General features: G+C 71.2%; 15 protein-coding genes. 5 read left to right on the forward strand and 10 right to left on the reverse strand.

Annotation, left to right across the window (positions count from 1 at the left end; translation table 11 throughout):
* The first annotated feature begins 29 nt into the window (after positions 1 to 29).
* A complete protein-coding gene (locus ACZ6D7_RS00780; protein WP_469481857.1) occupies positions 30 to 446 on the forward strand; it encodes a Fur family transcriptional regulator in 417 nt (138 codons plus the stop codon).
* Between the two features lie 103 nt (positions 447 to 549).
* Here ACZ6D7_RS00780 and ACZ6D7_RS00785 read toward each other — a convergent pair whose 3' ends face one another.
* Together ACZ6D7_RS00785 and recO are read right to left on the reverse strand one after the other, a co-directional pair.
* Entirely contained in the window at positions 550 to 1,401 is an 852-nt protein-coding gene (locus tag ACZ6D7_RS00785; protein WP_469481860.1) for an isoprenyl transferase, read from the reverse strand.
* Positions 1,402 to 1,424: 23 nt separating this feature from the next.
* The gene (recO, locus tag ACZ6D7_RS00790) at positions 1,425 to 2,171 is read right to left on the reverse strand and encodes a DNA repair protein RecO (RefSeq protein WP_469481863.1); all 747 of its coding nucleotides are present in this window, start codon (positions 2,169 to 2,171) and stop codon (positions 1,425 to 1,427) included.
* A 56-nt stretch (positions 2,172 to 2,227) separates the two neighbouring features.
* Between recO and ACZ6D7_RS00795 the strand changes: the two genes are divergently transcribed.
* Complete coding sequence (locus ACZ6D7_RS00795) at positions 2,228 to 3,484, forward strand: MFS transporter (RefSeq protein WP_469481866.1); 1,257 nt, start codon at positions 2,228 to 2,230, stop codon at positions 3,482 to 3,484.
* 21 nt (positions 3,485 to 3,505) lie between these two features.
* Here the strand turns inward: ACZ6D7_RS00795 and ACZ6D7_RS00800 are convergent, their stop codons facing one another.
* The 6 genes from ACZ6D7_RS00800 to ACZ6D7_RS00825 form a co-directional block, all read right to left on the reverse strand.
* Complete coding sequence (locus ACZ6D7_RS00800) at positions 3,506 to 4,465, reverse strand: hypothetical protein (RefSeq protein ID WP_469481869.1); 960 nt, start codon at positions 4,463 to 4,465, stop codon at positions 3,506 to 3,508.
* 56 nt (positions 4,466 to 4,521) lie between these two features.
* Entirely contained in the window at positions 4,522 to 5,487 is a 966-nt protein-coding gene (locus ACZ6D7_RS00805) for an SCO2521 family protein (protein WP_469481871.1), read from the reverse strand.
* A 1-nt stretch (position 5,488) separates the two neighbouring features.
* Positions 5,489 to 6,490, reverse strand: coding sequence for an SCO2522 family protein (locus ACZ6D7_RS00810; RefSeq protein WP_469481874.1), 1,002 nt, complete (start codon positions 6,488 to 6,490; stop codon positions 5,489 to 5,491).
* Positions 6,487 to 7,407 (reverse strand): SCO2523 family variant P-loop protein, encoded by a 921-nt coding sequence (locus ACZ6D7_RS00815; protein WP_469481877.1) that lies wholly within the window; start codon positions 7,405 to 7,407, stop codon positions 6,487 to 6,489. Before ACZ6D7_RS00815 ends, ACZ6D7_RS00810 begins: the two co-directional genes overlap by 4 nt.
* 3 nt (positions 7,408 to 7,410) lie before the next feature.
* Positions 7,411 to 9,267 carry an SCO2524 family protein gene (locus ACZ6D7_RS00820; protein WP_469481880.1) on the reverse strand — a complete coding sequence of 619 codons (1,857 nt, stop codon included), beginning with the start codon at positions 9,265 to 9,267 and terminating at the stop codon, positions 7,411 to 7,413.
* Positions 9,268 to 9,338: 71 nt separating this feature from the next.
* Entirely contained in the window at positions 9,339 to 10,112 is a 774-nt protein-coding gene (locus ACZ6D7_RS00825; RefSeq protein WP_469481883.1) for an SCO2525 family SAM-dependent methyltransferase, read from the reverse strand.
* A 174-nt stretch (positions 10,113 to 10,286) separates the two neighbouring features.
* Here ACZ6D7_RS00825 and ACZ6D7_RS00830 point away from each other — a divergent pair, with 174 nt between their 5' ends.
* Positions 10,287 to 10,751 carry a GNAT family N-acetyltransferase gene (locus tag ACZ6D7_RS00830; RefSeq protein WP_469481885.1) on the forward strand — a complete coding sequence of 155 codons (465 nt, stop codon included), beginning with the start codon at positions 10,287 to 10,289 and terminating at the stop codon, positions 10,749 to 10,751.
* On the opposite strand, the gene ACZ6D7_RS00835 is transcribed toward ACZ6D7_RS00830, so the two are convergent.
* Entirely contained in the window at positions 10,732 to 11,244 is a 513-nt protein-coding gene (locus ACZ6D7_RS00835; protein WP_469481888.1) for a phosphatase domain-containing protein, read from the reverse strand. The genes ACZ6D7_RS00830 and ACZ6D7_RS00835 overlap by 20 nt on opposite strands.
* Positions 11,245 to 11,323: 79 nt before the next feature.
* Here ACZ6D7_RS00835 and ACZ6D7_RS00840 point away from each other — a divergent pair, with 79 nt between their 5' ends.
* Entirely contained in the window at positions 11,324 to 11,851 is a 528-nt protein-coding gene (locus tag ACZ6D7_RS00840) for a SigE family RNA polymerase sigma factor (RefSeq protein WP_469481891.1), read from the forward strand.
* Entirely contained in the window at positions 11,848 to 12,792 is a 945-nt protein-coding gene (locus ACZ6D7_RS00845; protein WP_469481894.1) for a hypothetical protein, read from the forward strand. The genes ACZ6D7_RS00840 and ACZ6D7_RS00845 overlap by 4 nt, the downstream gene beginning before the upstream one ends.
* A gap of 17 nt (positions 12,793 to 12,809) precedes the next feature.
* Here the strand turns inward: ACZ6D7_RS00845 and ACZ6D7_RS00850 are convergent, their stop codons facing one another.
* Positions 12,810 to 14,018, reverse strand: coding sequence for a sialidase family protein (locus ACZ6D7_RS00850; protein ID WP_469481896.1), 1,209 nt, complete (start codon positions 14,016 to 14,018; stop codon positions 12,810 to 12,812).
* Positions 14,019 to 14,034: the final 16 nt, after the last annotated feature.

Genomic DNA, 14,034 nt, shown 5'->3' on the forward strand with positions numbered 1-14,034 from the left:
CGGCAAGCCGCAGACGTGAGGAGGCAACGGTGACGACCGCTGGACCGCCCGTGAAGGGCCGCTCCACCCGGCAGCGCGCCGCCGTGGCAGCGGCGCTGGACGAGGTCGACGAGTTCCGCAGCGCGCAGGACCTGCACGACATGCTCAAGCACAAGGGTGACTCGGTCGGGCTCACCACGGTGTACCGCACCCTCCAGTCCCTCGCCGACGCCGGCGAGGTGGACGTCCTGCGTACCTCCGACGGCGAGTCCGTCTACCGCCGCTGCTCCACCGGCGACCACCACCATCACCTCGTCTGCCGGGCCTGCGGCAAGGCCGTCGAGGTGGAGGGCCCGGCGGTCGAGAAGTGGGCGGAGGCCATCGCGGCGGAGCACGGCTTCGTCAACGTGGCCCACACGGTGGAGATCTTCGGCACCTGCGCGGAGTGCGCGAACCGGCAGAACTGACTCCGCCAGGGGTAGACGGCGCGGGTGGAGCCGGCCGTTTCGACGAGCGGGAGACCGGAGACGATCCCCCGCCGCGTCGAGGGGCCGGAGGAACTCGTGGCGGCTACGACGTGGCCCGCTGGTCCGGGGTTCCCCCCTCCATCGCCAAGAGTTCCTCGTTCGGGATCGCCCCGCCGAAGCGGCGGTCCCGGGAGGCGAACTCCAGGCACGCCCGCCACAGGTCACGCCGGTCGAAGTCCGGCCACAGCACGTCCTGGAAGACCATCTCGGCGTACGCGCTCTGCCAGAGCAGGTAGTTGGAGGTGCGCTGCTCGCCGCTCGGGCGCAGGAACAGGTCGACGTCCGGCATGTCCGGGAAGTACAGGTACTTCGCGAGGGTCTTCTCGTTGACCTTGGACGGGTCCAGCCGGCCCGCCTTCACGTCCTCGGCGAGGGCCTGCGCGGCGTCGGCGATCTCGGCGCGGCCGCCGTAGTTCATGCAGAAGTACAGCGTGAGCTTGTCGTTGTCCTTGGTCTGCTCCTGGGCGATCTGGAGCTCCTTGGCGACCGACTTCCACAGCTTCGGCATCCGGCCCACCCAGCGCACCCGGATGCCCAGCTCGTCCAGGGTGTCGCGGGTCTTGCGGATGAAGTCGCGGTTGAAGTTCATCAGGAAGCGCACCTCGTCGGGCGAGCGCTTCCAGTTCTCGGTGGAGAACGCGTACAGCGAGATGTTCCGCACACCGATCTCGACCGCGCCCTGGAGCACGTCCAGCACCCGCTCGGCGCCGACCTTGTGACCCTCGGTGCGGGGCAGCCCGCGTTCCTTGGCCCAGCGGCCGTTGCCGTCCATGACGATCGCCACATGCTCGGGCACCAGCTCGCCCGGGAGCTTCGGCGGGCGCGCGCCGGACGGGTGCGGCTCCGGCGTCCTGTACTCCCGACGCTGCCGCCCCAGGAACCCGCGTACGACCATGTGCCTCTCGTCTCCTCTGTCGCTTACTTCTCTACGTATCGAAGGGAGCGCAGTCCACGCTCCAGATGCCAGTGCAGATAGGCGGACACCAGCCCGCTCCCCTCCCGCACGTACCGCGGCTCGCACGCGTCCGCGCTCTCCCAGTCTCCCGTGAGCAGCGCGCCCAGCAGGAGAAGGGTCTGCGGCGAGGGTACGACGCTGCCGGGCACCCGGCAGTCGACGCAGACGCTGCCGCCGGAGGCCACGGAGAAGAACCGGTTGGGACCGGGCATGCCGCACTTCGCGCAGGCGTCGAAGCTGGGCGCGTAGCCGTTGACGGCGAGGGAGCGCAGCAGGAACGCGTCGAGGACCAGGTGGGGGGCGTGCTCCCCCCGCGCGAGCGTCCGCAGGGCGCCCACCAGCAGCAGGTACTGCTGTACGGCGGGCTCGCCCTCGTGGTCGGTGAACCGCTCGGCGGTCTCCAGCATGGCCGTGCCGGCGGTGTAGCGCGCGTAGTCGGTCACGATCCCGCCGCCGTACGGCGCGATGGTCTCGCTCTGGGTGCACAGCGGCAGCCCGCGCCCGACCAGCTCGCTGCCCCGGGCGAAGAACTGCACGTCGACGTGGGAGAAGGGTTCCAGCCGCGCCCCGAACTTCGACTTCGTGCGCCGCACCCCCCGGGCCACCGCCCGCACCCGCCCGTGCCCGCGCGTCAACAGCGTGATGATGCGATCGGCCTCACCCAGCTTCTGGGTGCGCAGCACGACGCCGTCGTCACGGAACAGGCTCATGGGGCCATTCTCGCCTACGCGGAGGGGAGCGTGTGCCTGCCCAGTAGGATCCCCGGGTGGTGCGGCGGGCGCTGGGGCGTGGGTTCGGGTGGTTGTGGGGCGCGTATGCCGTCAGTGTCTTCGGGACCTGGCTGGCGTTCAGCGCGTTTCCGCTGATCGCCGTGCTGGTGCTGCACGCGGGGCCGGCCGAGGTGGCGGCGCTGGCGGCCGTGGGGCCCGCGGTGGGGGCGCTGCTGGCGGTGCCGCTCGGGCCGTGGGTGGAGTTCCGGCGCAAGCGGCCGGTGATGATCACGGCGGACCTGGTGCGGTGCGCGGCACTGCTGAGCGTGCCCGCCGCGTACGCGCTGGGCGGCCTGGGGTTCGGACAGCTGCTGGTGGTGTCGGTCGTCGTCGCGGCGGCGGACATCGCGTTCACGGCGGCGAGCGGGGCCTTCCTGAAGTCGCTGGTGGCGCCGGAGGACCTGCTCGTCGCGAACGGGCGGTTCGAGTCGACCATGTGGACGGCCAGCATGCTGGGGCCGCCGTTCGGCGGGGCCGTGATCGGACTGTTCGGGCCGGTGGTGACGGTCGCGGCGGACGCGGTGAGCTATCTGCTCTCGGCGGTCGGCCTGCGCGCGATCGGCGGGCGCGAGCCGGAGCCCGTACGGGAGGGTCCCGCGCACCGGCTGGGCGCGGCGGATCTGCTGGCGGGCTGGCGCCATCTGCTCACCCACCGGGCGCTGCGCCCGCTGTTCCTCAACACGGTCCTGGTGAACGGGCTGATCATGGCGGCCTCTCCCCCGCTGGCCGTGCTGATGCTGGGGCCACTCGGCTTCGCGCCCTGGCAGTACACGCTCGCCTTCGCCGTGCCCTGCGCCGGCGGCCTGCTCGGCTCCCGGCTGGCACCGCGGCTGGTCGACCGGTACGGGCGGCGCCGGGTGCTGCGCACCACGGGCACGCTCCGCGCGCTCTGGCCGCTCGGCCTGGCCTTCGTGCGTCCGGGCCCGGGCGGACTGGCCCTGGTGATGGCCGTCGAGTTCGTCCTGATCTTCTGCATGGGCGTCTTCAACCCGGTCCTGGCCACCTCCCGCCTGGATCTGACCCCGAGGGACCGGGTGGCCCGTACGCTCTCGGCCTGGTCGGTCGGGAGCCGGGCGTCCATCGCGACGCTGACGGCGCTGTGGGGCGTCCTGGCGGCCCTCACCGGCCCCCGTACGGCCATCGGCCTCGCGGGGGCGCTGCTGTGGGCGACACCGCTGCTGCTCGTGGCGGGACGGCGGGACGGGGCGTCCGCGCCGAAGGCGACGGTCTCCCGGCCGACCGAGGTCCCCTGACGCGGCCGCCCCGCCGGTGGTTCAGGCGCCGTCCGGTGCCGTGCCGTTGGTGCGGGCACGGACGGGGCCGGGAAGGCCGTTCGGTGAGTTGCTCGGGTCGGCGGCCTCCCAGAGGAGGTTGAAGCGGCGGACGAGGGGCTCCACCTCGTTCAGGCGGGCGCTGATCGTCGTGGAGGAGTTCACGCTGAGCTGGTCGGCGTGGATCTCGTACGACAGCGCCCCGTCGAAGACGATGAAGTCGATCATCTTGCCGCGGCGGAAGTACGGCGGGAGTTCCTCCAGGGCGACCACGCGGACGTCGATGCCCATGTCCCGCTGCTCGCTGCAGATCGGGCCGAGGGCGGCGAACTCCTCGGGCCGCTTGACGATGAACAGCCGCCGGACCTTGATGCGTCGCCGGGGGTCCAGGATGGCCTCGCGCTGGGCGGTCAGATAGCGGCCGGCCGGCTCGGTGGACCAGAAGCCGTCGTCGACGACGGTGGTGCTGATGGCGTCGATGCTCTCCCTGGTGCACTTGGTGAGCGTCATCAGCCAGTCGTGGTTCTCGCCGGAGCACTCGGCGCTGAGGTTGGTGAAGTCCTCCATCTGCGCGGCGAGGCGGTTGATCTCCTCGTGGGCGAACCGCTGGAGGATCTCGGGCCCCCCGGAGACCACCTTGGTGGCGTACTCGGCGAGCCGCGGCACTCCGTCGTCGCGGAGCTTCTCCACCTCGTTGAAGAGCTTGGTGGCCTTCCCTATGTCGGCGAATCGTTTGTCCACCGAGTCCTTCACCGCGTGCATCTGGTTCACGAAGGAGACCAGGAACTGGACGATCAGCACGATGCCGCCGCACAGCACCGACAGCAGCAGCTGCCAGGGTCCCTCCTCGTCGGAGCCGACGACGTTGGTGAGCAGATAGACGGCGCCGCCGACCACGACGGTGACCAGGAGCTTCTGGGTCACATGCCGGGCGCCTTCGTACGAACTCGTCGGTGCATTCATCTCACTTTCTCCCCCCGTTGGGATCGTGCATGAACAGGTGTGGCGTGGTGGTGCCGTCAGGGCGCGGCCAACGCGTCGCGCCGGGTGAGGTTGCGCAGCGCGAGCTGGTCGCGGATGCGCTGGGCCAGGGTGTTCCACTGCCGGGAGTAGCCGGCGTCCTTCTCCAGTTCCTCCCAGGTCGTGCGCAGGGTGCGGTCGACCCGGGCCTGCGGCATCCACAGGTGGAGCAGGTGGTCGACGAGCGGGCGCAGCACCTTCAGGGCGGCCGTGCCGTCGTCGGTGCCGACCCGCAGGCCGTCGAGTTTGTCGCTGACGGTGGTCAGCAGCCAGTCGTGCAGGGCGAGGTCCTCGCAGAGCCCGGCCGCGACGGCGGGCTCGATGCCGCGCGGCAGCCGCAGCTCGACGATCCGCAGACCGTCGTCGGCCTTGGTGAACCGCAGGGAGGCCTCCTCCCCGTCGTCGGCGGGTGCCGCGGTCCAGCGCAGCGCCGTGTCGGCGGTGGTGAGCGGGGTGTCGTGGTCCAGAAACCGGTGCTGGCGGGAGATCCGCGCCAGGAGGCTCTCGGCGATCGACCCGATGTCCAGCTCGCCGGGCTGGTGTCCGGTCAGGAAGCCTTCGGTGACCGACTTCTCGGCGAGCCTGCCGACCGGGACGAGGGTGCCGGGGCGGACCAGGTAGTAGCCCCAGGGCTGGCGCCGGTCGGGCCCGCCGGCCGGCGCGCAGAAGTAGGCCGTGGACTGGAGCACCCGTCCCTCCACCAGCACCGCCCGCGCCGTGACCGTGCCGACCGCGCGGACCCGGGCGCCGGTGGCGGTGGGCAGCCTGCAGTCGACGCCGGTGAGGACGTCCGGGGAGACGGCGTGCCGGTTGGGGTGCCGGGAGACTCGTACGCGTTCGTCGGCGCGCAGCCGCAGCAGCTGGACGGCCGTGAGCTCGTCCACCGCGTCCCGGGTGGGCAGCAGACAGGTGCGCACCTCGCCGCAGACGAGGGCGGGTCCGCCCGTGGTGCCCAGGCCGGTCATGTCACAGCCCCGGCGGGAAGACGTAGGAGGTGCGGTCCACCACGCCCGCGGGCACGGTGAAGCCCTCTCCCTCGGACCGCTCGGCGACCTTCCCCAGCACCTCGGCCTCGACGTGGACCTGGTCGAGGATGACGCGTACGGCGTGCTCGACGGGCAGGAACCGGGCCGGGAGGACACTGCACGTGACGTACGCGGTGAACGGGGCGGCCGACCTGTTGAGCTTCAGGACGGGTGGCAGCGCGTCCCACTCGGCCGGGAAGTCCTTGTCGAACCAGTCGGTGGGGGTCATGACCGCGCGGCCGTTGTCGCGCAGCAGACCGAGCCGGACCAGCTGCCACACGGAGGCGAGGAAGGCGCAGGACCAGGTGCGTTCCTCCTCGGGGCCGCTCCACAGTTCGACGTCCATGAAGACGGAGTGGCCGCGCGCGCCGGTCTCGCTCGGCGGCTGCCAGACGACGCCGCTGGAGTCCAGGGCGGCGGAGGTGCGCTGGGCGGGGGCGCGCCGGCCGTTGGTGAGCCAGCCGGTGCGGCCGACGGGCGGGCGGAACCCGTTGCTGCCGGGCGGCGGCACCTCGACCAGCCGGTGCAGCACCGCCTCGGCCAGTGCGGTGCGGTCGCGGTGGACGGAGTCGCCGGGGGCGAGGGAGGGGCTCGCGCAGCCGGACTCGCGGGCCAGGTAGTCGATGGTCAGCCCGGCCTCGGCGGCGGCCTGAAGCAGCGGCGGTATCAGTTCGGCGGGGGTGGAGAGCCGGGAGAAGTAGTCGTCGATCAGGAAGCAGGTGCTGATCCGGGGCCGTCGGCCGGCGGGCAGCGGGCCGACACCGGCCCGGGCGGCGTCCACCCAGGGGCGTACCGAGGCGAAGTGCCGGCGCAGCCGGGCCGGCCCTTCGACAAAGTCCTCCATGTACAAGTGGCCTAATTCCAGGGAGAGATGGGAGAACGGCACGGATTCCGTGCGCGGCTGCGCACTGGTCTCCCGGAAGACCGTTTCCGCCCCGCTCACAACTGCCCCCAGAACTTGTCGTCGGTCAGTCGCTGCGCGAGGTCTCCCATGGCCTGCCAGGTCTCGTTGTTGGCGATTCGCCGGTCGTGCACGTCGTCGTCGGTGATGAGGCGTTCCTGCCACTGGAGGACGGGTTCCAGGGGAATGGACGACAGCACCCGGGTCTTGCCGATGCCGCGGCCGGCCGCGAGTTCCTCGAGTTCTTTGTCGCACTGCCGCATCCACGCGTACTGCGCGGGCGACACCTGCGACCAGAGGGGCGATTCCAGATCGGGTACCGCCGCCCGCACGAACCGGATCGAACCGTTGAGCGCGTCGGGCACATGGCCCATCGCTATACCGGCCTGCACGATTCCCTGTTTGCCGTACACGAGTTCGGCGGCGGCCATCACATGCTGGCGGGTCCAGCGGTGATAGACGAGCCAGCGGTTCTTCAGCCGTCCGAGGCCGCCGCGCGGTGAGGTGGCGGCGAGCGCGAGGTCCATCGCATAACTGCGTCCGGCGCTCAGGTCGACGATGATGAGGTCGAATTCGCGCTTCAGCCGCAGGACGAGGTCCACGCAGCGGTGGAGGTTCTCCTCGTCGGTGACGAATTCACCGCCGGTGCGGTCGCCGGGGAGCAGCACCAGCCGGCCCGATCCGCCGGGCCTGCTGCGCAGCACCGGGTGCTCGGTGCGGGCCCACACGTCGACGCGCAGCGGCTCGCCGGTCTTGCCCTTGAGGTACGAGTGCAGGCCGCGGCCCTCGGCCTCGGAGAGGACGTCGGGCAGGTCGAAGACGGCGGCTGCGGTGGGCGAGCCGAAGTCGAAGTCCAGGTAGCAGACGTCGTCCCCGTCCATGGCACGGTGGTAGGCGAGGTTGGCGCTGGTGACCGAGCGGCCGGTGCCTCCCTTGTCGGAGGCGGCGAAGACGAGCACGGATCACACCCCCCGGCCGGTGCCCCGGGCGCGGGCCAGGGTGTCGAGCCGGATGAGGACGCCGAGGGCCAGCGCGTGGGCGGTGCCGGGCTGTTTGTCGACGAGCTGCCGGGCGCGGCGCAGGTCCGCCTCGATGCCCTTGATCTCTTCTCCCTGGGGGCTCTTGGGCGCGGGCGCCGGTTGCTGCATCTGCTCTTTTCCGAAGAGGTGGGCGGCCTCGCTGAGCGCCGCCTGGGCCAGTGCGGAGATGTCGGCGCTGCGGATCGGGTCCTGGTCGTAGAGGGCGTGCGCGGCGACCATGCACTCGGTGACGCGCTCGGTGATGCTCCAGGACAACGGGCCCTGGCGGACGGGTGATTCGGGGTAGACGGCGTGCACGTTGTCCCAGAGGCCGACGCCGTCGCCGTCGCTGACGCGGCGCGCCCAGAGGTGGTCGAGGACGTCCTCGGCGAGCCGCAGCAGCCGGTCCTGCGAGGCGATGTTCCGTGACAGCGCGCAGAGTTGGATGGTCCGCTTGAGCAGCTGCGCGGAGAAGTCTCCCATCGTCCACTTCATGGCTGGGCCGATGTCCTCGCTGCCCAGCAGCGGGAGGGTGACCCCGGGGTTGTGCAGGCCGATCGCCGGGTCTTCCCGGGTGGTGCTGCTGGTGATGCGGCCGCGTTCGGCGAGGCGTTCCATGACGGCGACGGTGCGGGTGAGGTCGTCGTCGGTGGCGCGGCGGCGTACCAGGTCGTGGACGAGGATGGAGGCCACGGAGAGGGAGAAGTACTCCGACTCGAGCTGCTGGAGCGTGGTGCGCCAGGGGATCTCCTCCAGCGGCCAGGTGGCGCCGTCGAAGCGGGCGATGGCGGACCAGTACTGCTGGGTGATCTCCCAGCGCAGCCGGAGCGCGTCGGCGAGCTTCTGCTGCTCGGCGTTGAGCAGACCGAGGACGAGGGTGCGCTCGGAGGAGAGGTCGGGGATGCCGTCGAGGGCGACGACGGTGAAGTACAGGTAGGGCACGGCGCGGGCGACGCCCTGGGGCTGCTTGCCGACCTGCGCGGACGTCGCGGGCTCCAGTTCGACCTCGGGGGCGCCCTTCACCATGCTCCAGGCCCAGCCGCACTCGAACAGCCGGTTCTCGTTGCGGAGCTGGTCCGTGATGTCGGTGTCGAGACCGAGGGTGACGCTCTCGGTGATGAGGGCGCGCAGCGACTTGAAGCGGTCCTGGAAGCGCTGGAGGACCTGCCGGTCGGAGAGCCGGCCGCGGCCGAGCAGCCGGGCGAGCGCCTGTCCCTGGTCGGAGGTGATGTCGACGACGTTGACGGTGAAGGAGCGCAGCAGGCTCACCATGGCGGCGGTCAGCCGGGCGCTGGTCTCGTCCCTGAGCTGGTCGATCCGGGCGAGGGTGGACGCCCGCTGGGTCTTGCCCCGGTAGACCTTGAGGAAGCCGAGGGTGGCCAGGCAGAGGGTGATCGACATGGAGTAGGAGTCGACGACCCCCACTTCCCGTTGCTCCTCGGAGAGTTCGTGCTTCGGGTCCTCGGCGGCGAAGTAGTAGCCGCCGGAGAACGTGGGGCTCTCCTCACCGCGGTGCTTCGCCATGAAGTCGGCGAGGATCTCCACCAGGTTCGCGGGAATCTCGCTGGAGTCTCCCGCGTGTCTCAGGGCCCTTTCCACGTCGAGCTGGGTGGTGTCGGGGTCGTCCAGCCGAAACGGCTCGATCTCGGTGGCGGGATAGAGCAGGCAGAGCAGCCGCTCGGCGTCGGCGACGCTGCTGCGGCCGCCCCATTCGCCCCAGTCCCATTTACCGTTGTCGAAGGAATGGCGGGCGACGGCCTGCCACACTTCGAGCAGATTCTGTCTCGGCTTGATCTGCATGCCCATTCCCCTCGCACAGGCCCATCACCATGGAAAAGCGGTCCGACGCCATTCTTTCCGTCGGTCCGACGTCATTCTTTCCGTCGGCCGCGCGCCAGGATCATTCCGGTGTATCCGTCGCGTACGAGATCGCTCGTATTCAGACGCTGAATGTCCACGTCGGCCTCGACGAGATCGCCGAGTGCCGTCCTGACGTCTTCCTTGTCGATGTCACGGGCCGGGAACTCGATATCGCCGACGCGATATCCCTGGGAATGCTCCATGAATGCGGTGGCGAAAGGCGCGCCGGGTTCGAGGGCATGCATGAAGCACCGCACGCCCTTCTGGAATTCCTGGAGGGAGGTGGTGATGGATTCGGCGACGAAGAACATCGTGCCGACGCCATGACGGACATCCGAGTCGCACAGCTCGAAGAGACTGCCGGCGGTGGGGTCCTGGACGACCTTCTTGAACCGCTCACGGGGGTCGGCCACGTCCTCGTAGCCCTTGCGCCCGCTGAGGACCTTCCAGAACGGGTCCCAGTGCGCGTCGTACCAGTCACGCTGTCCGAGGAGGTAGGCCCGGTTCCGCGCGGAACGCTCCAGAAGGGTGATGCTGTCGCACCAGGGAAGCATCGTGAAGGCCGGATAAAGATTCGGGCCGGCACCTACGTCAATACCGCTCGGAACGCGATCACCTCCCTCGAAATGATCACTGAAATGATCGCGGACGAGAGTGACGATCTCCTCGTCGACAGCCTGCATGACGAGGTAGTTGTGGCCGACGTACTGATGGGGATCAAAGTCGTCCCACCGTACGTCTGCATTCAGCGTCCGATCGGCGGCGGTTGGCGGTCCGGAGGTCATGGTTAAGCGTAGCAGTATGCGGGGGTCTTGAAGGCGAAGATGCAGCGGGCAATGATGGGAGATCAGGTCAGGAAATCACACAAGCCGCAATTCGGTCGACACTCACAAGGGGACGGTATGACTCCTCTTCCCGGAGATCGTTTTCCGTCGGGCGCCGGTTCGATCGTGAGCCAGGTGTCCGGAGAAAGGCCCGTACGGATCAGAGCGGTCACCGAGGCCGATCTCCCCCATATCGTCCGCCTCGACGCGGAGGCCTTCCCGGCCGATCCGTACCCGTTCTTCGTGCTGCGCCAACTGCTCACCGCGTTCCCGGAGTTCCTGTACGTCGTGGAGGACGGCGAGAAGGACCTGCGCGGGTATGTGCTCGCGACCCCGCCGCACGACGCGCAGAGCTGGATCCTCAGCCTCGGCATCACCCCTGACCTGCGCCGACAGGGGCTCGGACGGGAACTGATGACGAGGATCCTGGGACATCTACGCGCGAAGGGCACCCACTCCGTGTGGCTCTCCGTGGAACCGGGCAACGACTCCGCGGTCGCCCTCTACCGCTCCCTGGGGTTCGTCCCGGAACCCCAGGGGCCCCGCCCGGACTACTTCGGCCCCGGCGAACACCGCCTCCTCATGTCGCTGGCCCTGTGAGCGCCGCGGGCCCCGCGAACCGCCGTACATAGCGCCGCTGCCACGGTGTCTCGACGGCGTGCCGGTCGTAGTGCCGGCGCACGAACGCGACCGCCTCACCGGCCGGTACGCCGTCCAGCACCGCCAGACACGCCAGTGCCGTCCCGGTCCGGCCACGACCGCCGCCACAGGCGACCTCCACCCTCCCCCACTCTCGGCTTCGCTCGAGCGGGGGGACCCCCATGCCGGCGGCCCTCTGCCATGCCTCCACGAGCGCCGCGCGGGCGTCGGCCCGGTCCGCCGGGAGCCGGAAGTCGGGCCAGCGGACCCAGCGCGCCGCCCAGGGAACCTCGGGCGGCGGGTCCCCGAGCAGATACAGGCCGAACGTCGGTGCGGGCGCCGCCGGGTCCGGCGGCCGGCGCAGCCCCCGTCCCCGTACCAGCCGCCCGGACGGCAGCCGCAGCACACCGGGCGCGCCGGGGTCCCAGAACTCCTGATCGTCGAAGGTCGCCATCCGCCCATTCCAACCCGGCCGCCGCTCGCGGGCAACCGATTCCGCCCGTGCGGTGGTCTGGAGGGCGAGGAGGGTGCTGATGCAGGCCGAACTGGAGGACCGGTTCCAGGAGTTCGTCAGAGCGAGGTGGTCACGACTGGTGCGGACCGCCTATCTGCTCACCGGCGACGTCCATCACGCGGAGGATCTGACCCAGACCGCGCTGGCCAAGGCGTACCGGTCGTGGCGGCGGATATCGCGCAGCGACAACCCGGAGGCGTACGTCCGGCGGATGCTGGTCAGCTGCAACAGCGACCGGTTCCGCAAACGGCGGGTCGCCGAGGCGCTGACCGCGGCGCCGCCGGAGCGGGCGGGGCACGACGACCCCACGGGCCGGCTGGCGGAGCGCGGCTCCCTGATGGAGGGGCTCGCCCGGCTGCCCGCACGGCAGCGGGCGGTGGTGGTACTGCGGTACTGGGAGGACCTGTCCGAGGCGGAGGTGGCCGAGGTGCTCGGCTGCTCGACCGGCACGGTCAAGAGCCAGGCGTCGAAGGGGCTGGCGAAGTTGCGCACATATCCGGGACTGGCCCCGAGCCGCACGGTCTCCGGCCGGGGAGGCAGCAGGTGAACGCGGAACAGCACGACGACGAACGGGACTTCGACCCCGGCTTCGAGACACACTTGCGGGAGCTGCTGGCCGAGGACGCCGGGACGATCCGGCCCGCGCCGGCACCGTATCCGGCGATCCGGCGGCGCGGGCTGGCCGAGCGGCGCCGGCGGGTGGCCGCGGTCGGCGCGGCGCTGGTGGCCCTGGCCGCGGTGCCCGCCGGGGCGTACGCCGTGGCGGGGGCGAACGGGGACCGGGGCGCGGACACGGCGGCACCGAAGCCGTCCGTCGGCGTCCCGCGCACCCCGGCCGCCACCGCGCCGACGTCCACAAGGACGTCCGGGCCCGCCCGGCCTGCGACGGAGGGGCAGCTGCTCGACGGGATCACCTTCGAGCAGGCGGCGGACGGGCTCAAGAGCTGTCTGAAGGCCGAGCGCACGGGAATGGCCGGCCGGCGCGATCTGATCGGCGAGCCCGAGGAGTACCGGATCGTCCTCGCGATGGCGAAGACCGGCGACTCCAACTCCCCGGGCGACGGCTCCTACGTCGTCGGTGTGCGGGAGCGGCCGGCGGGCTCCCGGGTGATCTGCACCCTCGAGGACGGTGAGGCGTCCGGCATCAGTGTCAGCTCGAGCGACGCCGACGGGCCGGACGTGGGGAAGGTCGTGCCCGACATCAACGCCGGCGATCTGTACCAGCAGTCGGTGATCGACAAGGGCGACTGGAAACTCCCGTTCCGCTGGGGTGCCATCGGCACGGTCGACCCGTCGGTCACGAAGGTGACCGTCTCCTACGGCGACGCCGCCGCCGTGACCGCCACCCTCGACCACGGCTGGTTCGTCGCCGCCGGCACCCTGGACCGGCAGGTCACCCTGGCCCCGCACATCAAGGGCTACGACACGGCGGGCACCCTCGTCTACGACTCCGACGAGGACACGACGTACGCCCGTCAGCTGCCGTAGGGGAGCGGCAGGGGCCCCTAGAACCCCTCCAGCCGTCGGAACTCGATCGTCTCGTACGGTCCCGTCGCCCCCGTCTCGTACAGCACCCCGGTCGTGTCCGCGTCCACCGCCACGAGGTCGGAGTACGCGGCGGGGAGCGCCGACAGGGTCACCGCCCGGTCGAAGCCCAGCCCGGCCGGGGTCTCGGCGCCCTGCCAGACGGCCAGCGACCGGCGGGCGGTGGGCTCGGAGGGGCCGGAGAAGAGCAAGGGGCCGCCGGGCCGGTCGAGTTGGAGCACGCTGCCCTGGACGACGGGCACGTCCGCGAGCGTGGGCTGCGGGGCGTAGGGCGTCAGGAGACTCTCGCCGCCGTCCGCCGAGAAGGCGTCGAGCCGGTTGCCGGGGGCGGTGCCGCCCTGGTCGCGGGCGTTGAAGTAGACGCGGCCGTCGGGGAGTTGGGCGGCGGTGCTCTCGTTGGCGTTGGCGGCGCCGTCGTAGCCGCCGTCGACGAAGCCCAGGCGCCAGTGGCGGCCGCCGTCGTCGCTGACCAGGGCGTGGGCGCCGTAGTAGCGGGACTCGCGGCCGGTGTCCGGGGAGCCGGCGGGCGGGGCCGCGGAGTGGTTGGCGGGGACGACCAGGCGCCCCGCGTACGGGCCCCGGGTGAGCGCGAGCGCGTGTCCGGGGCCCGTGGCGTACCAGCGCCAGGTCGGCAGCCGGACGTCGTCCGTGATGTCCTGGGGCGCGGTGAAGCTCCGCCCGTCGTCCCAACTGTGCTGTACGTACACGCGGCGCCCGGGTGCCTCGCCCCGCATGATCTGGGCCTCGGTGGCGGAGCCCTCGTTGGAGCAGCTGACCAGGACGACGGCCCCGGTGCGCGGGTCGACCACGGGCGCCGGGTTGCCCCGGGTGTCCCCGTGTCCGGCGGCGACCACGGTCAGGGGGCCCCAGGTGCAGCCGCCGTCGGTGGAGCGGCGCAGCACGATGTCGATGTCCCCGGTGTCCCCGGACCCGTCCCGCCGGCCCTCGGCGAAGGCGAGCAGGGTGCCCATGGGGGTCCCCCCGCTCGAGCGAAGCCGAGAGTGGGGGAGGGTGGTGACGACGGCCGGGATCCGGTACGAGGCGTAACCGTCCCGGCCGGAGACGTACGGCACCGAGACGGTGCAGCGGGTGCCGGCGGCGGCCGGGGTGGAGCCGAGCGGGCTGAGGAGGACGGCGGTGGCGAGGAGGGTACGGCTCAGAAGGGTCATCCCTGCTCCCTGACGG

The organism is Streptomyces sp. NPDC041784 (assembly GCF_055591025.1).

Bases quoted from the DNA above. Each gene is read 5' to 3' on its own strand.
- ACZ6D7_RS00785 (WP_469481860.1), bottom strand. From the start codon at position 1,401: ATGGTCGTACGCGGGTTCCTGGGGCGGCAGCGTCGGGAGTACAGGACG.
- recO (WP_469481863.1), bottom strand. From the start codon at position 2,171: ATGAGCCTGTTCCGTGACGACGGCGTCGTGCTGCGCACCCAGAAGCTG.
- ACZ6D7_RS00800 (WP_469481869.1), bottom strand. From the start codon at position 4,465: ATGAATGCACCGACGAGTTCGTACGAAGGCGCCCGGCATGTGACCCAG.
- ACZ6D7_RS00805 (WP_469481871.1), bottom strand. From the start codon at position 5,487: ATGACCGGCCTGGGCACCACGGGCGGACCCGCCCTCGTCTGCGGCGAG.
- ACZ6D7_RS00820 (WP_469481880.1), bottom strand. From the start codon at position 9,267: ATGCAGATCAAGCCGAGACAGAATCTGCTCGAAGTGTGGCAGGCCGTC.
- ACZ6D7_RS00825 (WP_469481883.1), bottom strand. From the start codon at position 10,112: ATGACCTCCGGACCGCCAACCGCCGCCGATCGGACGCTGAATGCAGAC.
- ACZ6D7_RS00835 (WP_469481888.1), bottom strand. From the start codon at position 11,244: ATGGCGACCTTCGACGATCAGGAGTTCTGGGACCCCGGCGCGCCCGGT.
- ACZ6D7_RS00840 (WP_469481891.1), top strand. From the start codon at position 11,324: ATGCAGGCCGAACTGGAGGACCGGTTCCAGGAGTTCGTCAGAGCGAGG.
- ACZ6D7_RS00850 (WP_469481896.1), bottom strand. From the start codon at position 14,018: ATGACCCTTCTGAGCCGTACCCTCCTCGCCACCGCCGTCCTCCTCAGC.